Source organism: Pelosinus sp. sgz500959, from assembly GCF_042610375.1.
GTDB lineage: Bacteria > Bacillota > Negativicutes > DSM-13327 > DSM-13327 > CTSoil-075.
In genome coordinates this window covers 74,176-95,630 of record NZ_JBGJZL010000005.1, presented here as the reverse complement: position 1 = coordinate 95,630, position 21,455 = coordinate 74,176, and the positions used below count along the sequence as shown (strand labels likewise).

Below are 21,455 nucleotides of genomic sequence, written 5' to 3'. Positions count from 1 at the left end.
AGTATTTTTTATTTGCCAATTAGGATAAATGATTGATATCTGTTATTCTACAATAACATAAAAAATAAGCTTAGCTATTATTTATACATTAATATTTGGTTAATTTTTCAATCTACGCTCTCAGTTACGTTGACTTTTATCAATAAAATATCTTCTATAAAAGAAGGCTCATCATCCCTGATAAGACTTCTTGTCAGGTATACATTTTAATCTTTGAGACTAAAGTTCAAACTTGGCGACAGCTTCGCGCAGTTCCATTGCTAAATTAGATAACTCTTGGCTGGATGAAGCGACCTCTTCCATGGATGCCAATTGTTCTTGTGTGGCAGCAGAAACGATCTGAGTCTCTGCTGACGTTTTTTTGCTAAGTTCATCGATTTGTTGCACAGATCCGACAATTTGCTGACTATTACTAGCCATTTCTTTTATGGCTTCAGAGATTTCTTGGGTTCGAACGGATACTTGAGTTACCATGACGACAATTTCCTGGAATACAAGACCAGAAGCATTAACAACTTCTGCTCCGGTCTTGACTTCTCGCGTACCATTACTCATCGCAACTACGGCTTTGCCTGTATCATCTTGAATCTCACCAATGAGCGTGGCAATTTGCTTGGCTGCAGCTTGAGATTGTTCTGCAAGTTTACGGACTTCTTCTGCGACTACGGCAAACCCCCGACCTTGCTCTCCTGCACGAGCCGCTTCAATCGCAGCATTTAAAGCCAATAAATTGGTCTGCCCAGCAATTCCCGAGATGGTATCGATAATTTGGCCAATTTCTTTCGAACGTTCTCCCAATTTGACAACAACTTGAGCTGAAGTACTCACCGTCTGTTCAATTTTACTCATCTGAGTGATGGCTTTATCTACAGATTGATTACCTTGCTCAGCCTTATTAGCAGCCTGCATGGATTGATCAGCCACTTCATTGGCATTCGTTGCAACCCGTTTGATACCTGTAGCTATTCCTTGTACAATCGCCGATGTATGAGTAGCGATTCTTAATTCTTCATCTGCTGCATTTGCTACATCAACAATGGATTGGGCCACTTGGTCGGCAGCTTCAGCAGACTGACCAGCGCTAGCAGTCAACTCCTCTGAAGAGGCAAGCAATCGTTCAGAAGACTGATTGACTTGCTTCATCAATGCACGAAGACTGGTGCGTGTAGATGCTAAGGTATCAGCTAATTGACCAATTTCATCTTTCCGAATGACCTGGCGTGGTCGGTCGCGAAAATCTCCCGCTGCAAATTCTCCACAAATTTCTACCATGATATTTAGTGGTTTGGTAATGTTCCTAGCTATATACCACCCAATGATGATCAATATGATAAAAGAAACTGTCAATATCGTTGTCATCAGTTGCATGACTTTTTCTGATGCTTCATGGTTAGCAATATCAATTTTTTTTGACAGTTCAGAATAGTAATCACTCAGTTCTCGTAACTCTTTCATATATTGCAAAGCAAGAGGATCGACCTGCGTTATGTATATAGCATAAGCTTCAGAGTTTTTATTTTGTAATGCCAACTCAACGACTTGATTTCTCACGACTCGATATTTTTCTCTAGATATCTGTATTTTAGCCAGCAGTTCTTTTCCTTTATTGTCAAAATTAATTCTTTCAATTTCTTTATAAGAAGCAGTGATTTGCTTAGATCCATCTTCAATATTTTTTTTCAATTGGTCATTTTGTCTATCATCCTCAGTGAGCATCAGTGCCAAGGTGAATGCATTCCCCTTGGCTACAAGTGTGCTGCATTCATTTAAAAGTTTAATTGGGATCAACTGCTCTTCATACATTACATCCATATCTTTTTCAGAAATTTCTAGGTAATAACGTCCCGTGTAACCAATAACGCCAATCGCTAGTAATGCAACCATGATCAATACACCAATTTTAAGGCTTACTTTCAGATCATCAAAAAATTTCATTGATTTCACTCCTTTTTATATGTTCATCAATTCACTCTTTGCCTCTTCTTGTATAACAAAAAAACTACCAGGTATCCTCATGTAAACGTACAAAATACAAGCTGATAATCATTAAATTACGATCTTCCACGGTTTTGAATCCCTACCTTCTGAAAGATTAATCTATATCGTTATTTACTTCACTAATCGATTTCGACATAATAATATTAAATCCCTCTAAATGTCATAATTTTCCCAATATTTTTTTAACATAAAGAAGACTTAGCTCACGCTAAGTCTTCTTTATCCCCATGGGAAATCAACAATTCATATCATTTTTGATAAAGCAAAGAGTAGAATCCCCATGATCACCACCCATACTATGGTGCCAAAATTGAGAAACAGTAAACATAATACTAAACAAATAATTGTGATGGTAGAATGATCCAGCACCAAATCTACCCACTTCATACTTATACCTCCCATAGTAATGTTTATCACAGAAGTAAAAGATAAGCTTGTTATTTAGTATATGTTTAGTAAGTTATTATGTTACCTATCTTAGTTTTTCAATAATTCTTTCACTTTTTTCACTACATTTTCAACGGTAAAACCATATTCTCTGAGCAATCTTTCTTCAGTTCCTGAAGCACCAAAACGATCAATGGCGAGTACCCCTCCAGAATCTCCAACATAACGTTCCCACCCTAAGGATGATCCCATTTCAATTGCGAGACGAACCTTTACATGAGGCAACAGTATAGTTTTGCGATATTCAACAGACTGTTTTTCGAATAAATCCCATGATGGGAAACTAATAACCGATACAGAGATATTTTCAGTCGCTAGTTGTCGCTGAGCAAGTATAGCTAGCTGTACTTCTGAACCCGTTGCCAAAAGTAATGCTTGAGGAATATCAGCAGCACCTTTGGAAATGACATATGCTCCTTGTCTAACACCCATATCTGCAGTCTCATGAGTTCCAGGGATTGTCATCAAATTCTGCCGAGATAAAGCCAACACTGTTGGAGTCTCTGTTGATTCCAGCGCCACCTTCCAGGCAGCTACAGTTTCATTACCATCTGCTGGACGAATCACATTCAGATTTGGCAAGGCCCGAAGAGAAGCCAATTGTTCAACCGGTTCATGGGTAGGACCATCTTCGCCAACAGCAATGCTATCATGGGTAAAGACATAGGTTACAGGAAGCTTCATCAAAGCAGCCAGGCGAATGGCTGGGCGCAAATAATCAGAGAAAATAAAGAATGTTCCTCCGTATACTTTGAGTCCACCGTGCAGCGCCATGCCATTTAATGCCGCTCCCATCGCAAACTCACGAACACCAAACCAAATATTACGCCCGCTATAGTTTTCAGGTAGGAAATCCCCACCATTTTTTATCATTGTTTTATTGGAACTAGCCAAATCCGCTGATCCACCAAAAAAGGCTGGAATACTCAAAGACAGGGCATTCATCACTTCACCAGAAGAAGAACGAGATGCGATCTGACTCCCTTCAGCATAAACAGGTAACTGTTTGTCCCAATCCATGGGAAGTGTCCCAGCAATCCCTTGTTCTAATTTTGCTGCCAGTTCTGGATATTCCTTATGATACTTTGCGAAAGAGGCATTCCAATTCTTTTCTAACTCTCCACCGCGTTGTTTAACAGTTTTGTCAAAAAGTGCGTATATCGCCTCAGGAACATAAAAATCCTCTTCATAGGACCATTGATAATAGTCTTTGGTTAATTTGACTTCTGCTTTCCCGAGGGGTGATCCATGGACCGAAGATGAACCGGCCTTATTGGGCGCACCAAAACCAATTACGGTTTTTACTTCAATCAAGGTGGGTCTACTCATATCTGCTTTTGCAATGGTTAAGGCTTCGTCAATTGACTTAAGATCATTACCATCCTCAACTAAAATCACTTGCCAACCATAAGCCTCGAAACGTTTTTTCACATCTTCTGAAAAAGACTGTCCAAGTTTTCCATCTAAGGAAATATTATTTGAATCGTATAAAACAATCAACTTTCCAAGTTTAAGATGCCCTGCGAGGGATGCAGCTTCTGCTGATACTCCCTCCATTAGATCTCCATCACCGCACATGCTATAGGTAAAATGATTGATCACTTCATACTGTTCTTTGTTATAGGTAGCAGCCAAATGACGTTCACCCATAGCCATGCCCACAGCCATAGCAATCCCTTGTCCTAAAGGACCTGTTGTTGCATCAACGCCTGGTGTATGACCATATTCAGGATGACCAGGTGTTTTACTCATCCACTGGCGAAAACTCTTTAAATCATCAATAGAAAGATCATAGCCAGATAAATGTAATAAACTATAAAGTAACATGGAACCATGGCCCGCAGATAAAACAAAGCGATCTCGATTGAACCATTTAGGATTACTCGGATTATGATTAAGATGTTTTGTCCATAGCGTAAATGCCATAGGTGCTGCACCCATTGGCATTCCAGGATGACCTGAGTTAGCTTTTTCAATCCCGTCGATTGATAAAGTACGAATCGTATTTACCGCGAGCTGATCAACTTCATCATTTTTCATCATTCATTAAATCCTCCTTGGCTTATATACATCCTCTCGCATGATCTTTAACAACATGCATGGACTCAAGAATATTATACCTTATCTTGCCCGTAATAGGCATTTATTCCATGCTTTCTCAAAAAATGTTTATCAAGCAATACTTGATCAATTGCCTTAATTTTTCGATTGAGAGTACAAGTATAAAGTGCCATTTTAAAGATATCTTTCTCGAGTATTATGAATAATAAATATCTGTAATCATGTCGACCACTTCTTCTAAAAGCCCTAAATCTTCTAGCATTTGCATCACGCCAAATCGTTGGCGAACTTCTTTCGCCGTTAGTAAGCTTAAACGAAATGATTCTCGGTCAAGTTTAAGATCAAGAGGACCAAGATGTGAACCTGCACGATCCATCATTTGGCGATAAGCAGTTGGAGTAGGCATTGTTATAAATACACTTTCTTTCATATGTTCCCACTTTTCTACAATATGTTGTGCAGCTTTTTCGCGGGCAGATTCAGTAAAGTTTAGATAAGGTGCTTTTTTCTGAATCATCTCAGGTGCAACATGACCAAATAATTGTGTAATATTATTTTCCCATTTTTCTCGGTTAAAAGACCTAAACTTTCCTTCATTATAAATTTTATGAATATCCATATGTAATAAATATTGATAAACATGGAGAATAATTTCAGTCCCAATCCCAACTTGGTTACCATGCAAATGAGTTTCCTGGCCGCGAATAAGGCCTAACATCTCCCACGCATGAGATAAGAGATGCTCCTCTCCTGAAGCTGGCCTTGAACTTCCTGTCATACCAATGCACATACCTGACAAAATCAGACCTTCAATGATACTGCAAATAGACTCTGGCGATCTTGTCAGAATACCAGAAGCACTGGAAACACACTGTTCAATCGCTTTTTCTACGAGTTCTGCTGTAGCCGTACAATAATATTCTTCATGAAGAATATTAGCTAATTTCCAATCGGCAAGGGCACTGTATTTCCCGACAATATCGCCAAGACCAGCATGAATCATATGGAATGGTGCTTCCTTCATAATGGAAAGATCTGCAATGATGCAGTATGGATACACTGCATTATAAGTCACTTTTACCCCTTTCGTAATGAGTGGTGACACCATAGAAGCATATCCATCCATGGAAGGGGCTGTACCTACCACGACATAAGGAATTTTTGTTTCATAACTCAGATAGCGAGCCAGATCATTGAGTGTTCCAGAACCAACAACGACAATGGCTGTAATGTCCGAATTCATTTCAGCGCGTAATTGTTCTAATGGAATTTCATCAGGATGAAGATGCGGGTTGGAGAAAATTACTTTTTTAAGCTGAAAATCTTTACTCAGAATGGACTCAACTTGCCTTCCTGCCGCTTCATAGGTATTACAATCTGCAATCAATAACAAGGTACCCTTTCGAAAAGGTTGCAAAGAATCTATAAGATCAGTCAGAATATGCGTCCCAATACGAACATCCTTAATATCAATACTATGAGTTTTTCCGCAGGAACATGGAAAATTTAAACCTGCCATTTCTTCTGGAGTTTTAGTTAATAATTCATTCATACTATTAGCACCTCATATTCTTCTTTATTTTTCTATAGGTATATCACTCTATCAATAGGATATGCATAAAAGTTTACTGCAAGAAACTCTCTGAATTTCTTGCAGCCTCTCTTTTATTAACATTAGCTTTAAATCTCAATTATACTTTTCTCTATAATGGGTATATTTCCTGTAAAGCATCTTTTACCTCTTTCAGAGAATTAAATATTAAAGTTGGCTTTACTGTTGATTCCTGTAAATCCTGTAATTTGGTTTCGCCAGATAATACAAGAATCGTCACTGCATCGTTTCCTTGACCAATGGCAATGTCCGTGTACAGTCGATCTCCGACAAAGGCAATTTCTTCGGCTTTTAACCCAGTTTTATTTAGAATATATTGTAAGGTATGAATGGATGGTTTTCCAAAATACTCTGGATGTACGCCCGTAGAAGCAGTAATCATCGCACAAATTGACCCGCAATCTGGAATAAATCCATTCTCAACTGGACAATTAAAATCTGGATGTACACCTAAAAAAGTCGCACCATTTCTGATAAACTTACAAGCTTTTGAAATATTTTCATAGGCTAAAGATGTATCAAAACCAACCACAACAACATCAGGATCGTCCTCTACCACATTGATATCAGAATAAATAAAATCACTTTTTAAATATTCATTACCTAAAACAAAAACTTTCTTATCTTGCATTTTTTCTTGTATATGACGGATGATGACTTGATTGGAAATAAGCATCATCTCTTCCTTTGCATCATACCCCATACTCTTTATCTTTTTTACATAAAATTTTGCATTTTTAGAAGAATTATTGGTAAAAAATTTGAACTGTATATTATTATTTCCTAAGGTTTCTAAAAATTCGATTGAACCATCTAGTACTTTCTTTCCTAAATAGACTGTTCCATCCAAATCAAGAATAAAACATTTTATCGGTTTTAATAAATGCAAATTATTCACCATCTATCTCCTTTCTCAACTTACTGGCATTCTTGTACATAGACTCAAGTTATGCAGTTATTTCATTTGTCCGATCTTCCACTGTATTTTTCATGGCATTTTGATCTAAGTAATCATATACAGCTTCTTTGTTCTTTCTGAATAATAGATATAAAATGAAATATACTGCTACTGCGATACCAATTAATAGTGGGGACTGACTTAAGAAGGCTAAAAATACTAATCCCATTAAAGGTTTTCCTAAAATATTAAAACTAGTAATTAGTAAGGCACCGACTGGTAAATGAACACCCACTGATGAACAAATATCTGTGAACATGGGTGCCGTATACGTACACATATACAGACCTGCACTAAACCAAATTGCACCTGTAATAAGGACTTTAAAGATATTACCATTTACCAGTGGCACAATACCTTGTACCATGAAAGGTAATGCTAACAAGTCAACAACGGGTAATACTTCATTTCCTGGTAATACAAGAGCCATAAAAACCATAATGGGAATGAGAATGATACCAGAGATTAAAGTGGCAGGTTCTCCATATCCAGTCGCATCATTTACCCCCAGGAACCATTGACGTGATTTACTATCATTCTTAACAGATTTCCGAGCAGCCTCAGTGATTGGGAGAAAAGATTGGGCAAATATACCGGCTACGCGAGGAAAAAGAGCCATAATAGCACTAGTAGCAATCCCCATTGTCGTAATTTGACCCCATGCAGCCAATGTTCCTAAACTTTTGAAATTTCCCATGATACCAATAAAAATACCTAATAACAGTCCTAAGGAAACAGGTTCACCAAAGAATCCTAATTTTTTTTGCAGTTCTTCAGGGCTCAATTTAACTTTATTTAAACCAAAAGCATTGAGTAATGGATCAAAAACAACAGTAAAAATAGCGGCCTCAATATTATGCATGGCAATAATTGTACAATTAGGATATTTATAATAGGTTGACCATCTCTTAGCCAATAACTCTGCAATAAGCAAACTATACATATTTAATAAAATCATACATCCTAGAGACAACCACATATTTTTTGTTGCCATATAAACCATAGAGCCCCATACCATATAAGAATAATTGTTCCATAAATCACCAGGTTGGAAAATAGAAGTCCATCGCGTCAAAAATAGTATTGTTTGCACTAATAAACCAACGCCTAAAAAAACCATGCCAGCTTCTGTGGAGTAAGCAACAAGTGCAGTCGCTTGCCAGCCCACATCAAATACAGGAAGCTGAATTCCAGTATTCTCGACCATGCTTTTGACTACAGGTGTAATAATGGGTGTAAAAGCATTTAGTAAAAGAGTAAACCCTTCGAGCCCTACTCCTGCATATAATGCAGAAAAGAAGGCCTTTTTGTTCGTTACTTTTAATATTTTAGCAATAATAAAGATGATAACTGGAACAAAAACTGGTGAGCCAAAAGTCTGAAATACATCTTTTAATAGTTGAAGAAACACATTGATTCCCCCTCATTTTTCACTATTTTATTTGCCGCTATTTCCGCCTAGCTCTTCGATCACACTCATAACTTCTACCAAAAATTCTTCTTCACCAAAACCTGTCAAAAAACCGACTGCATTAATTGTAGGAATTCCATAGTTTGCGGCTGGCAGGGGACTGGTGTGCGTAATAAAATCAAATCGACCACCTTCTGCCAAATTCAAAGCCTCTGTTGGTTTAGCTTCCGTCGCCGTAATTTTGATACCACGCTCCTCCATTGCTTCTTTTAATTTTTCCGCAATCATTGATGAAGTAACTGTACCCGAACCACACACTGACAGCACATTAAACCTTCTCATTTTTGTTCCACCTTTCTATATTTTATTTATTATATTGTCTTGTTTTTAGCCAAGACAACTTAATAACTCCCTAACCTCCTCTTTGGAAGTGGCATTCCTCAATGCGATCAATAATTCCTTATTTTGAAAAACTGACATGAGATTCTTTAATAATTCAAGCTGCAAGATAGGATCTTTCACTGCTAATAAAAAAACTAATTCTACATATAATATTTCTTCTGGACTAACCATGGAGTGAAATATGGCTGGCTTCTCTAAGGTTGCAATCCCGATATTTGATTGATTCACATGCTCTGAATCAGTGTGAGGAATAGCGACACAAAAATCATCAATGGGGAGTCCTGTTGGAAGATTTTTTTCTCTTTCTAACACCGCTTCAATGTAACTATCCTTTACATAGCCTTTCGACAACATCAATCCACCTAGATTTCGAATAATTTCACTTGAAGTTTCTGCTTTCATTTTTAATACAACTAAATCCAAATCCAACATAATCTACAACCACTCCTTCATTTTTTAAATTACTCTTTCATCTTCTCATATAGCATTTCTTTAAAAGTGTTCATATCGGTTATCGTGCGCCACTTTTCAATGAACTCTAGATGTAAGAAAGGCTTTAAAAGACGCTTAACAACATTTTTGTCATTAATTTTAAATGCTGGTAAACATACAACATTTACATGACCACTTCCCCAAGGGATGGGAGATTTTAATTTAGCAACTACAATCCCTGATTTATTAACAATGTGAGAGTCCCCATGAGGAATGGCAATTTCTCCTTTTAAGAAAGTCGGTGCCATCTCTTCACGATGTAAAACTGATTGTAAAAACTCTTTTTTCACATAACCTTTATTAATGAGTAGTAAACACATCACTTCAATTAATTCTTTTTGTGAACGAATCTCTGATTCAAAAACCAATAAATCGTCTTCTGAAAAATCTGCCAAGTCTTTACCTTTTTCAATATTTAAAATTGCATCAAACTCTCTAATACCACTTTCAAGTAAATAAGGCTCATAGACAACAAAATTAATGCCTTCAATTTCTGGGTTAATGGTACCGATGATCGCCAAGATTTTAAATTTTTCTTGGATTTCTTTAATTTTATTTCGTAATTGTTCGTCCATGATACCGACTTGGAAAACGGTTACATTTGCATACTTTCGTTCAATCGTTTGACGAATATGATAAGCCGTTCCCTCACCAGTCAAACATAATGCAACAATTGCGATGGGTTTACTCGTTTCTTCAATGCTCAACAAAGGATAGTTATAACGAGTTTTTACTAAACTAGAATATATTTCACTTAAACTATTCTCAGGAATCGATGCTTTACGTACGGCTTCAATTACGGTCAACAAATCTACTCGATCAAGAGTTTGAGTTGGTATGCCTAATTTGTCCGTCACAATTTTACCAGCATTAATCAAAGAACCCATATCAACTAAAAATAAGATGCCCCTACCTTCATCTATCATTTTAGAAATCCCAATAATTTTTTCATAGATAATAGATGGACTTTCATCCAAAGGCATATCAATAGCAATAGGAAAATTTACATTGAGTAAAGCTCTCACCACGTTGATAATTTCTGTAGCAATTCGCCCATGAGATACAACAATCACACCGACCCGATTTTTCGGTAATTTATTTTGGATCGCTGCCTTAATATACATAGCAATAAAGCCAATTTCATCATCAGGTATTTCTACATTTTTTATTTCCTGTAGCCAAGTACCAACTTGACTGGCTAAGTGATATTCTTTCGTAAAATCCTTTTTTATTTTTGATAAATTGATATTAATAATTTGTTGTTTTAAGCGTATTCTTTTAATCGTTTCATTTAAATGAATGGCCAAATAAATAAAAATTTTTTCATTAATATCGTTGTACATATGCTCCGTAACTAATAGCATTCTTACTTTTTTCACTAAATTAATAATTTCTTTATCTACGATATTAACTAATTCAGTTAAGGAAAAATATTTGTATTTGCCATTCAGACCGGCTTCAAGATTACTAAATTCGTTCATAATAAACGTCCATAATATTTCTTTGACTTCAGAAAAATCAATATGTAATTTAGTTAATTCATGATACTTTTTTTCAATCTGCCGATAAAAATCCTCTGGTAAATAACACTCCATATCTTGGTTTTTCTTAGCAACGTGAGTATTATTGTTAACAAAGGGTATAAATAACATATCTTGTATGTAGTTTCTAACTTCGACGATATTAACATCTTCCAAAATAAAATCATGTTGGATACTATTTGTTTCTAATATATCCTCATACCCTATACTGATCATTTCATGATCCTTACCAATATTCTTCATAAATGCCCGCGCACAAACAACTTGTATTGTACTTTTTAATTGACCGATATTACCGTTAAATCGTTTCAGTGTCAAAATTTCAATGACCTTCGACTCTACAAAAATTTTCACATTAATTCGATTACACTCTTGTTGAAAAAAGTCATAAATGATTTCAACTTTTTCAACAAAAGCTCTTTCATGTAAGGATGGAATCGAAATAATCATGGGTATACGTCTTCTAAAACTGAGCAACAAACTAGATTCAATATTTTCGGTCGTAGCACCGATAAACATAATTTTTACTTTGCGTTCATCTTTTGTTTCACCTAATCGACGAAACTGCCCCCGATCTAATATTGAAAACAGAATTTCTTGCCCCTTAGGTGGTAACCGATGAATTTCATCTAAAAAGAGAATCCCATGATTGGCATGTTCAACGAGTCCTTCTGTATCACTGTCAGCGCCAGTAAAAGCACCTTTTTTATAACCATATAACAGTGATAATAGCAGTTGTGGATTATCGCTATAATCAGCACAGTTAAAAACGATAAACGGCACATGGTCTGCGATAATTTGTTTCTGTTTTGCAAAATTATACATACATTCAGCAAATTGTGTTTTTCCAACACCACTTTCCCCAATAATCAACGTCGATAAACCAAATGGTGGATATAAAATTGCAGATTTGGATTGTATAACACTTTTTTCTAGACTACCGCTATATCCCACTAACGTTGAAAAAGGATCTTGTAACACTGAAACTTTTTCTTCCTTTTGTGGACTCTCCATGTCAACATCATTAAAGAATTCTTCGACTACATGCCGTGATACATCAAACCCTGATTCCATTAATTTTTTAGTGATCTCCGTAATATTGAGCTTACTATTCTGTTTTACGATATTTTCAATAGCCTTTTTTAAGTGAGGTTTGCGGCGCTCTCTGGAATTGCCAACATTTAATTCCTTACGCAAAACAGTAATATTTTCTCTTGTGATTGATAACATTTTTGCTAGTCTTGCATCTGTAAAAGGATCTTTTATGTTTTCAGTTCTTATAATACCTAACATTTTTTCTTTTAAATCCATTACCAAACCCCTCTTCTGCTTATATACTATGCAAGTGTTATGCCATACAAAAAACAAATTTTACATTTCCATTTTTATGCAATTTTTATAGCTTTGAAAAATATTTTACCATTTTCTGAAAAATTTGTACATTTTCCCAAAACTTTATTTACATATTTCTATTATGCTGAACATAGATAAAGGGAGCTATCAATTAGATACAATCTAATTGATAGCTCCCTTTATCTATGTTCAGTAATTTCCCCTATGAGACAAGCAACTAAAAATGTAAATGCCCCAAACCATTCGTAGTAATCCAAAAAAAGATAATTGGATATACAAGGACTAAAAAAACGGCCGTTGTTACCACAAAAGCTGCACCGGAAACGTGTAGATTTAGACCATATAGCCGAGCAGTGACAATTGCATTGATCCCCGTAGGTACACTGGATATGATCAAAATAGTACCCAGTAATGCAGGATCGGTAAAAAGTTCCCGTGCCAGCAAATAACCCAGTATTGGCGTAACAATAAATTTAATCGGAAGAAGATCGAGAGTTGTGCCATAATATGGTTTCATCCCTGAAAATTCAATGGAGTAACCTGCTGGAATCAGAGCCGTCCACGCACAAAGATGGACTAAGGGATCAAATACTATACCGAAAAAATCTGGACGCGGAACGCCACTGATACAGAGTAACATTCCAATAACCAAACCCACGACTGGTAACTGATTGCGATTCAAAAACATAGAGGAAAAGGTGATTTTTTCTTTCTCTTCAGAAGGTTTACTTTTCATTTTATAATATTGTGCCATGGGAAAGCAAAATAAGAATAATACTAACCCTTGGAACAACCCTACAATCTGCGTATAAGCAAATGCAGCTTCTCCAAATATGATATAAGCACAAAGTCCACCTAAAGTACCGATATTCGACAAAATGGCAGATACTAAATAACTTCCTTTTTCTAAGCCACTATCATACTTACTGCCTGATATTAAAAATGCCGTCGTACCAGGAATAATACTAAGCAAAATCCCAAAGAGTGGCAGCCACATTAACTCTAACTTTAAAGGCAAAGTCCAAAAACTAAGAATTGATAAAGCTGTCGATATAACTAAAATATTAAATACAATTAATCGATCACAATTTTTTTCACTCAAATAGTTTCTGCGACGAAAAAAGTAGCCAAGCATAAGGGGTAACAAAAGATCCATAAAAATATACGCCAGTTTTAACTTTATATCCATGATTTAACCTCTTTCATACTATCTATTAACCATATATTCATTTCTTTCTATTCTGCTATCATTTGTATATTCCTTCCACTCATTTTTCTGAAAACTTTTTCATCATAATATTTGATTTAGAAATCAATTTTCAACGGAAATTTAAATGAACATAATAACCAAAATGAACAATAAGTCCAAAATACTATTTATTTGAAAGATTGTGAATTATTATTAAATTCGTCAGTGATTTTATATTATAAAATATTAGCATTATATAAAAAGGAGGCTCACATACCAACCAAAAAAGTATTTATTGATCATTTGACCCTGTTACATGCCTGAACTTATTTCTATTATTTTTTTCAAATTCATCATGATTCACAAATCATTCCGCAATTATTTTAATAACGTAGGGGGTAATCATTTAATGAAAAAAAATTTAATTGTGGGTTCCGCTTTGGCACTCACCCTGAATATCGCAAGTCCAGTATGGGCCGCGACGTCCACCCCAATATTTACAGATGTTCCTACTAATCACTGGTCTTATGAGGCATTGACTTATCTTGCGAAGGCTGGCATTATTGATGGTTACGAAGACGGTAAATTTGTCACTGACAAAACCATGAGTCGCGGTGAAATGGCACAGATCGTTTACAAGGCGATGATTAATGAAAACAAAGCCAATATCGCACAAAAAGCCCTCATCGACAAATTAGCTAACGAATATGCTCTAGAAATGAATAAAATTGAAAACCTAGATACTCGCCTAACTAAAGTGGAGAAAAATCAGTCTACAATTAAATTTTCTGGAGCCTTATTGGTACAAGAAAAGATAAAAGGCATGAAAAATGCTCCAACATCAATAGGCTCCCATACAGAATCTTCTTGGTTTAGAATGAATGGAACTGCCAAAGTTGATGATAATACAACCATTGGAATGCGTATAGTCAATGTTGCCCCTACCCAAGATAACTTTAGAGCGGCAAATTCTATACTTGGTGGTACGCAAGGCAACTCATCTAGTAATACCTATGGTGCACAAATTGATCGTTTCTTCGCTACCACCAAGATCGGTGCAGTAAAAGCAACGCTAGGACGTCAAGCACTCGACCTTGATAACGAGGATATGATTGTTGATAGTGCATTCTTTAGTTTTGATGGTGCAAAACTTGCCTGGGAATCAAATGGTGTGAATTTTGATGTCAAGCACGGCCGCTTTGCACGTGGCGTACGCGGATATGCTTTTGATAATAAAGCAGGCGGTGCTGCTGGAACTTATGCTGCAGATTTTTCTAACGTTGATGTTCAAGCCATTTCAGCTTCTGCTAAAAGCGGTAAACTGAACTGGGCCGTCGGTGCTGCCACCTTTAGAAATTGGAAAAATGATAAAAAACTATTAAATTATACATATGGTAATTTAGGCTGGAAATTCAACAATAAGCTCTCAATTAGCGGTGAATATGGTAAAAACAATGAGGCGACTTCAGATGGTGCATTTGGCATGGCGAAAGTTGTCTATGGTGCCCAATCTCTAAAAGATAAAGGTGACCAAAACTTTACTACTCAGTATTTCGTTCTTCAGAAAAACAGTATCTACACAGCATATACCGCAATTGATACTGTCGATGAAGGAAATAGCAATGCCAATAAAACCCTTGATTTTGCCTACCGTTATGCCTTTAGTAAAAATATGACAGGAAAACTTCAATATGCCACTATAAAAGATAAAACAGCTTCTACCAACGACTATGATTTTTGGAAACTGCAGTTTATTTATAAATTCTAAATCGATGATAAAGCAAAACCAGCCTTCCCACGGGAAGGCTGGTTTCACTTTATAAATGAACTTTCTTTAGAGCGTCCTTCACTCTCGTCAGAACCTCTTGCCAATTACCAGGTTCATGTTGGCGGAAAAGCTTCATCGTTGAATACCAAGGACTATCTTCTCGTTTTAATTGCCAACGCCAATCAGGATTATAAGGTACAAGGAGCCAAGTTTCTTTCCCCATCGCCCCTGCTAAATGAGCTACTGCAGAATCAATCGTAATGACTAAATCAAGATTATTAATGGCACCAGCCGTTTCAAAAAAATCACTCAGATGTTCAGAAATATCTAGGACCGGATAAGGTGTTTGCAGTAAATCCTCCGCTCGTTTTCCTACTTGTAAACTGATCCAGCTTACTTCATTTATATCAAATAATTCTTTAAATACGTCAAATACAATCGAGCGATTGCGATCATTTTCATGATTGGGATTCCCAGCCCAAACGACACCAACCCGATATTTGTGCCCTCCATCCAATTGATTAAGCCTCTCTTGCCAGATAGTTGCGCACTCGCAGCTTGTTTGTATATAAGGAATCACTTGAGGGATTGTCTCCCTATCAGTATTAAACATATAGGGCATCCTTGATAATGAGCAAGAAAAATCAAATTGTCCCGATGAAGTATCGTCATCGTTGTAGATTTCACAAGAATTTATAGAGGTTTTAATCAATCGTTCTAAAGGCTTTTGTACCCATATACTCGTTTTTGCCCCTAATTCTGCTATCATTTTCCCATATCGCACAAATTGGATCGCATCACCAAATCCTTGGTCACTAAATAATAAAATCTTCCGCCCAGTCAAATCTTCTCCTTGCCAACGAGGACAATCCAAATGAGGATAACCAATTTTTTTCAATTTAGGTTCATAAAACTCCCTCCATTCATTATATTTGCCCCAACCTTTATTATATTGTTCTTGGAGCAAATATAAAAATGCGAGAGCAAATTCTGCTTCCTTAAAACCAGGGCGAAGTTCGATAGCGCGGCACAAACAACGTTCTGCTTCTTCTAAGCGATCAACATCTTTTAATACTAAAGCTAAGTTATTATATGTCTCTGGATCATTAGGATCTAGCTCAATGGAATGCCGAAGACAAACCTCAGCCTCAGCTAAGCAATAACGATCTTTTAATACTAATCCCAGGTTATTATAAGCTTTTGAATAATCGGGTCTCAGCTCAATGGCACGGCGAAGGCAAAATTCCGCTGCCTCAAGTTGGTACATAATTCGCAAAACAGCGCCTACATTGTTATAGGCCTCATAAAAATGTGGATTTAGCTCAATGGCCTGATAGAACATTCCTACAGACTCATCCATCATCTTGAGCTCGGCCTGTATAACCCCCATATTGAAATAGGCCTCTGCATAATAAGGGTTTAACTCAATCGCTTGGCAAAAAGCATTGATAGCTTCGTCTAAATCATTTCGCCTTAACTGTGCAATACCTAAATGAAAATGAGTCTCTGAATGATTTGGATTCGATTGAATGGCCCTGGTAAATGAATATGCTGCTTCATCCCAAAGATTCATTTTGCTCTGGGCAATGCCCAAATTATTGTAAGCCTCTGGATACTCAGGATTTAGTTCAATTGCACAGTGAAATGAATCAAGGGCCTCATATAAATGATCTGCCTCTGTCTGTACAATGCCTAAATTATTATACACCTCTGGGCAATTAGGATTTATAGCTAAGGCTTTACGAAAATACCCTTCTGCCTCCTCTAGACGATTCGTATCTTTAAAAACCAATCCCAAATTATTGTAAGCTTCTGAACAATTTGGATCAAAATCAATAGCTTGACGAAATAGCTCCCCAGCTTCTTCCAATTCTCCCTTTATAGCCAGTTCTATTCCTTTATTTAAATACATCATCACATTCATCTATTTTCTCTCCCTGAACTTCATTCAATATGTAATATTGCCTTCCATTACTTCATTCTGCAAAGCGTCTTTCACTCTTTCCATCACTTCTTGCCAATCTCCAAGCTTACATTGACGAAAAAGTCTAATTGTCGGATACCAAGGGCTATCTTCGCGATTCAATTGCCAACGCCAATCAGGATCAAAAGGTAAAAGTACCCATGTTTTTTTCCCCATAGTCCCAGCTAAATGAGCCACTGCAGAATCAACGGTTATGACTAAATCAAGAGTTTCAATCAATCCTGCAGTTTCCATAAAATCAACAAGATCTTTTGAAAAATCAATGACAGGATATGGCGTTCCCAGTAAATCTTCCCCTCTGTCTCCAACTTGCAGACTAACCCAACTCACTTGCGAATGATCAAATAAAGTACAAAATACATCAAAAGGGATCGAACGTTTGGCATTATTAAGATGTTTAGGATGCCCAGCCCAAACTACACCAACCCTATATCTCTTATTCTTGTCGATTTTTTCAAGATTTTTATGCCACTTAACTGAAACCTTACGGCTCTCTGGTCTGTATGGGACAGTAGGTGGAATGCTTTCATTGCAGGTATTAAATATCGTTGGCAGGCTCAGCAAGGAGCAGACATAATCATATTGATTGTCTCCAATACTCTCTCCTGCATAAATTGTCAAATTAGGATGGGCAGCAGTTAGTAAACGTTCTAGTGGTTTTTGAATCCATAAACTCGTTTTATTCGCTAATTTTTCTACTTTTTCTACGTAACGAATAAATTGTATCGTATCGCCAAATCCATATTCCCAGCACAGTAAGATGCTACGTCCAGTTAAGTCTTCCCCTTGCCAGCGAGGGATTTTCAACGTCCTATATCCATATCTTTTAGGACGTGACTCTTCATACTTTGCCCAGCCTTTGTCAAACTCGCCTTTTAATAAATGTAAATTTCCAAGAGAATAAATTGCTGCAGAATAATCAGGTCGTAATTTAAGTGCTTGTTGAAAGCGACTCTCTGCTTCCTCAAAACGTTTCGTGACTTTTAAAAAGATTCCTAGATTATAGTAGGCTTCTGGATAATTTGAATTTAGTTCGATCGCTTGGCAATAAGCAGCCTCAGCTTCAACTAAGTGATCATTTTCTTCCAAAACAGTGCCTAAGTGATTATAAAGTGCTGGATGATTGGGATTTAATTCGATAGCTTTACGAAAACATGCTTCAGCTTTTTGAAAGTGATCCAGTTCCATTAAAACTAAACCTAAATTATTATACGCACATGAATCATCTGGACTTAATTCAATCGCTCGACAAAAACAGGCCTCAGCTTCATGCGGACGATCTGTTTTTTGCAAAACTAGCCCTAAATTATTATAGGCTGGTGAATATTTGGGATTTAGGGTTATTGCTGTACAAAAAGCTGTAATTGCATTTTCTAAATCGCCCTCCATAACCAACTTTATTCCGAAATCCAGATACATTTTTGGAGTCATCTACTCTCCCCCTTGATTCAGTCTTGCCTATTCGATTGCCGATAATGCCCATAAATAAAGAGATGCGACCGATCCATATGGGGAATACCGTTTTCTATATTTCTCAAAAATTTCTTTCGGACACTCCTTCAACCCATATAAGTTCATTATACCTCTACGGATTGCCAAATCGCCATAACTTACAATATTGGGTCTGCACAAAGAAAAAATCAACAACATTTCGGCTGTCCAAATCCCTACCCCATTAAGGGTTGTCAATTTTTTTATAATTTCTTCATCAGTTAAAGTGTGTAAGGCATCAAAATCAACAACTCCAGTAAGAGCCGCCTCTGCAATGCCTATTATATAGCCTGCTTTTCGTTGACTCATTCCGCAGGCTTTGATTGCATCTAAGCCTGCCATTCTTATACTTTGTGGTGTGATCTCATGGTGAAGCAGAGTATTCATTCGCTGACACACTGTTTGTGCCGCTTTAGTGGATATTTGCTGACTTAATACACTTTGGATCAGTGCAGAAAATACATTTGGCGTCACCTCTCGCTGTATAAGACCAATGTTATCGATCGCAATCCCCAGTTTTTTATCTTTTCGTTTTAAATACTCAATTTCCACTTCTCCGTATTGTAAAAAGGTCATGAGTTTATTTCCTTTCAATCTCTAACAATATTTTTTTAACTCCAAGCCCTCCACGATAACCTGTTAAAGTACCATTTGATCCAATCACACGATGACATGGAATAAAAATTGGAATAGGATTACGATTATTAGCAAGTCCAACAGCCCTTGAAGCTTTTTCATTGCCGACTTTTACGGCAACGTCTTTATAGCTAGCTGTTTGTCCATATGGAATATCACAAAGTTGTGCCCAAACTTCTTTCATAAATAGTGTACCAACAGGTGCAAGAGGCAGTGTAAACTGCTTTAAGTTCCCCATCAAATACTCCGTAAGTTGCCTTGCGGCTTCTACCAGTAAAGGTGTTTCTTCTTCGATTACGTTATTAGGTAAAGTATCCTTTTCAAAATATACGTTTGTAATACTGCCCTCTGTTTCAGCAATACCGACTTTCCCTATCACCGTATGATAAAAATAAATATTCATGATTTTCCGCCTCCTGTTTTTCTATATCCCTTAGGAATTAAGCCTGTTTTCTCTTTAAATCTTTGATAAAAATTAGATATACTCAAAAATCTGTATAATGTACAATTTCAAGATTTTGAAAATAATCTTTCTTACACATGTTTTTCTTACTTGTATTATAAAACAAGGTTATAAATAAATCCTCTTATATTTCATCAATCAATTTTTCACAAAAATAATCTCTCACCGATACAAAATAAAAAAGCTACGCAATTCGCAGCTTCATACGATTTTTTAGTATTTAATAGATATGATATACATCACTCTTATATAGGGAGACAAAATCTCTCAGAGAGGATTTTTGTTGATGGCACTATTCATTCTACGTAATTCTTTTAGTAAGAATACGGCTGTAACTACGGCTGCTCCCAAGTCAGCAAGGGGCGTGGCTATCCATGCTCCCATAAGACCAAATAGATTGGGCATAATGAGTAAGAGCGGAATCAGTAATATCACTTGCCGAGACATACTCAAAAAAATTGCATGTTTCGCTTTGCCTACAGCCTGAAAATACTGTGCACTGATTAATTGAAAACCCAGTATAGGCAACATGGCAAGTACAATCTTGATTCCTTGTTTCCCCACAGCAATTAAGGCAGGATCTTGATTAAATACACTTATAATTTTAGTATCAAAAACTTGTATTACAATGAATCCCATGATTGATAAAACGGTTGCAGAAATAATACCGAGTTTTAAAACTTTAATTACACGATCATATTTCTTAGCTCCATAATTAAAACCAATGATCGGTTGCAGCCCTTGACTGATACCGAACATCGGCATGACTAGCAGCATGGCTACGCGTTGGATAATCCCCATAGAAGCAATTGCAACTTCACCGCCATATTTTAATAAACTAAAGTTAAAAAGTACTGCAACGATACTACTCGCAAATTGCATCAAAAATGGAGACAAACCATTTTTCATAATTTGCAAAATAATATACCGATCAGGATACAGATTAGCAATCCGCAATTTTAAAAAGCTTTTTTTCCCAATAAAATACAACGTCACCCATATGGCAGATACTGCCTGCGCCAATACTGTAGCCCATGCAGAGCCACTGATCCCCATTTTAAAAGCAAAAATAAATAAGGGATTCAGCACTATATTGATCCCTGCTGAAATAAACATCGTTAGCATTGCAGTTTTAGGATCACCTTGAGCACGAATGATTGTATTCATACCAAAACCGATATGCATAAACACACTGCCCAACAAAATAATACTCATAAAATCTCTCGCATAGGGTAACAAATCAATTCCAGCTCCTAAACTGATTAATAGGGGATCTAAAAATATCAACATCAACATACTAAGAGCTGTCATCACTATACTTGCTAACATATAAGCATTGCCTAATATTTTTTCAGCTTCATCAATCCGTTGCTGTCCTAAGCGAATTGAGATAAGAGAGCTAGCCCCTACACCAATCAGCACCCCAAAAGCCATTAGAATAACCATAATTGGAAAAGCAATTGCCACTGCTGCCAGCGCTATTTCTCCAACACCATTTCCAACAAAAATACTATCAACAACATTATATAACGCATTAACGAGCATCCCAACAATCGCTGGTACTGAAAATTTCCACAATAACTTACCAATCTTCTCTTCACCAAGTAATTTAGAATTATCCATAAACCCTCCAACCACTACATTTAAGC

General features: G+C 36.6%; 16 protein-coding genes. 1 reads left to right on the top strand and 15 read right to left on the bottom strand.

Translation table 11 applies throughout. The annotated features are described in order from the left end of the window. Positions 1 to 219: 219 nt before the first annotated feature. From ACAN52_RS09435 to ACAN52_RS09390, 10 genes are all read right to left on the bottom strand, one after another. Positions 220 to 1,935: a methyl-accepting chemotaxis protein gene (locus ACAN52_RS09435; protein WP_378954455.1), complete on the bottom strand. Its 1,716-nt coding sequence runs from the start codon at positions 1,933 to 1,935 to the stop codon at positions 220 to 222. 306 nt (positions 1,936 to 2,241) lie between these two features. Then, positions 2,242 to 2,385, bottom strand: coding sequence for a hypothetical protein (locus ACAN52_RS09430; RefSeq protein WP_378954453.1), 144 nt, complete (start codon positions 2,383 to 2,385; stop codon positions 2,242 to 2,244). A gap of 90 nt (positions 2,386 to 2,475) precedes the next feature. Further along, positions 2,476 to 4,485 carry a transketolase gene (gene tkt / locus ACAN52_RS09425; RefSeq protein ID WP_378954728.1) on the bottom strand — a complete coding sequence of 670 codons (2,010 nt, stop codon included), beginning with the start codon at positions 4,483 to 4,485 and terminating at the stop codon, positions 2,476 to 2,478. Between the two features lie 217 nt (positions 4,486 to 4,702). Next, a complete protein-coding gene (locus ACAN52_RS09420; protein WP_378954451.1) occupies positions 4,703 to 6,058 on the bottom strand; it encodes a sn-glycerol-1-phosphate dehydrogenase in 1,356 nt (451 codons plus the stop codon). Between the two features lie 151 nt (positions 6,059 to 6,209). Beyond that, on the bottom strand, positions 6,210 to 7,016 hold the full coding sequence (locus tag ACAN52_RS09415; protein WP_378954727.1) for an HAD-IIA family hydrolase: 807 nt from the start codon (positions 7,014 to 7,016) through the stop codon (positions 6,210 to 6,212). 49 nt (positions 7,017 to 7,065) lie between these two features. Beyond that, positions 7,066 to 8,487, bottom strand: coding sequence for a PTS galactitol transporter subunit IIC (locus ACAN52_RS09410; RefSeq protein ID WP_378954449.1), 1,422 nt, complete (start codon positions 8,485 to 8,487; stop codon positions 7,066 to 7,068). Between the two features lie 27 nt (positions 8,488 to 8,514). Then, the gene (locus ACAN52_RS09405; protein ID WP_378954447.1) at positions 8,515 to 8,829 is read right to left on the bottom strand and encodes a PTS sugar transporter subunit IIB; all 315 of its coding nucleotides are present in this window, start codon (positions 8,827 to 8,829) and stop codon (positions 8,515 to 8,517) included. 45 nt (positions 8,830 to 8,874) lie between these two features. Next, positions 8,875 to 9,321, bottom strand: coding sequence for a PTS sugar transporter subunit IIA (locus tag ACAN52_RS09400; protein ID WP_378954445.1), 447 nt, complete (start codon positions 9,319 to 9,321; stop codon positions 8,875 to 8,877). A 29-nt stretch (positions 9,322 to 9,350) separates the two neighbouring features. Further along, positions 9,351 to 12,233, bottom strand: a complete 2,883-nt coding sequence (locus tag ACAN52_RS09395; RefSeq protein ID WP_378954444.1) for a sigma 54-interacting transcriptional regulator — start codon at positions 12,231 to 12,233, stop codon at positions 9,351 to 9,353. A gap of 259 nt (positions 12,234 to 12,492) precedes the next feature. Beyond that, positions 12,493 to 13,464 (bottom strand): AEC family transporter, encoded by a 972-nt coding sequence (locus ACAN52_RS09390; protein ID WP_378954442.1) that lies wholly within the window; start codon positions 13,462 to 13,464, stop codon positions 12,493 to 12,495. Between the two features lie 409 nt (positions 13,465 to 13,873). Between ACAN52_RS09390 and ACAN52_RS09385 the strand changes: the two genes are divergently transcribed. Beyond that, the gene (locus tag ACAN52_RS09385) at positions 13,874 to 15,232 is read left to right on the top strand and encodes an S-layer homology domain-containing protein (RefSeq protein ID WP_378954440.1); all 1,359 of its coding nucleotides are present in this window, start codon (positions 13,874 to 13,876) and stop codon (positions 15,230 to 15,232) included. 49 nt (positions 15,233 to 15,281) lie between these two features. On the opposite strand, the gene ACAN52_RS09380 is transcribed toward ACAN52_RS09385, so the two are convergent. The 5 genes from ACAN52_RS09380 to ACAN52_RS09360 form a co-directional block, all read right to left on the bottom strand. Continuing rightward, entirely contained in the window at positions 15,282 to 17,156 is a 1,875-nt protein-coding gene (locus tag ACAN52_RS09380; RefSeq protein WP_378954439.1) for a tetratricopeptide repeat protein, read from the bottom strand. Between the two features lie 24 nt (positions 17,157 to 17,180). Continuing rightward, complete coding sequence (locus ACAN52_RS09375; RefSeq protein ID WP_378954438.1) at positions 17,181 to 18,647, bottom strand: tetratricopeptide repeat protein; 1,467 nt, start codon at positions 18,645 to 18,647, stop codon at positions 17,181 to 17,183. Positions 18,648 to 18,674: 27 nt separating this feature from the next. Next, a complete protein-coding gene (locus ACAN52_RS09370; protein ID WP_378954437.1) occupies positions 18,675 to 19,283 on the bottom strand; it encodes a DNA-3-methyladenine glycosylase family protein in 609 nt (202 codons plus the stop codon). Positions 19,284 to 19,287: 4 nt separating this feature from the next. Beyond that, on the bottom strand, positions 19,288 to 19,746 hold the full coding sequence (locus tag ACAN52_RS09365) for a methylated-DNA--[protein]-cysteine S-methyltransferase (protein ID WP_378954435.1): 459 nt from the start codon (positions 19,744 to 19,746) through the stop codon (positions 19,288 to 19,290). Positions 19,747 to 20,073: 327 nt separating this feature from the next. Continuing rightward, positions 20,074 to 21,429 (bottom strand): MATE family efflux transporter, encoded by a 1,356-nt coding sequence (locus tag ACAN52_RS09360; protein WP_378954434.1) that lies wholly within the window; start codon positions 21,427 to 21,429, stop codon positions 20,074 to 20,076. Positions 21,430 to 21,455: the final 26 nt, after the last annotated feature.

Coding starts and splice junctions, on each gene's coding strand:
- ACAN52_RS09435 (WP_378954455.1), bottom strand. CDS start 1,935: ATGAAATTTTTTGATGATCTGAAAGTAAGCCTTAAAATTGGTGTATTG.
- ACAN52_RS09430 (WP_378954453.1), bottom strand. CDS start 2,385: ATGAAGTGGGTAGATTTGGTGCTGGATCATTCTACCATCACAATTATT.
- tkt (WP_378954728.1), bottom strand. CDS start 4,485: ATGAAAAATGATGAAGTTGATCAGCTCGCGGTAAATACGATTCGTACT.
- ACAN52_RS09420 (WP_378954451.1), bottom strand. CDS start 6,058: ATGAATGAATTATTAACTAAAACTCCAGAAGAAATGGCAGGTTTAAAT.
- ACAN52_RS09405 (WP_378954447.1), bottom strand. CDS start 8,829: ATGAGAAGGTTTAATGTGCTGTCAGTGTGTGGTTCGGGTACAGTTACT.
- ACAN52_RS09400 (WP_378954445.1), bottom strand. CDS start 9,321: ATGTTGGATTTGGATTTAGTTGTATTAAAAATGAAAGCAGAAACTTCA.
- ACAN52_RS09395 (WP_378954444.1), bottom strand. CDS start 12,233: ATGGATTTAAAAGAAAAAATGTTAGGTATTATAAGAACTGAAAACATA.
- ACAN52_RS09390 (WP_378954442.1), bottom strand. CDS start 13,464: ATGGATATAAAGTTAAAACTGGCGTATATTTTTATGGATCTTTTGTTA.
- ACAN52_RS09385 (WP_378954440.1), top strand. CDS start 13,874: ATGAAAAAAAATTTAATTGTGGGTTCCGCTTTGGCACTCACCCTGAAT.
- ACAN52_RS09380 (WP_378954439.1), bottom strand. CDS start 17,156: ATGAATGTGATGATGTATTTAAATAAAGGAATAGAACTGGCTATAAAG.
- ACAN52_RS09375 (WP_378954438.1), bottom strand. CDS start 18,647: ATGACTCCAAAAATGTATCTGGATTTCGGAATAAAGTTGGTTATGGAG.
- ACAN52_RS09370 (WP_378954437.1), bottom strand. CDS start 19,283: ATGACCTTTTTACAATACGGAGAAGTGGAAATTGAGTATTTAAAACGA.
- ACAN52_RS09365 (WP_378954435.1), bottom strand. CDS start 19,746: ATGAATATTTATTTTTATCATACGGTGATAGGGAAAGTCGGTATTGCT.
- ACAN52_RS09360 (WP_378954434.1), bottom strand. CDS start 21,429: ATGGATAATTCTAAATTACTTGGTGAAGAGAAGATTGGTAAGTTATTG.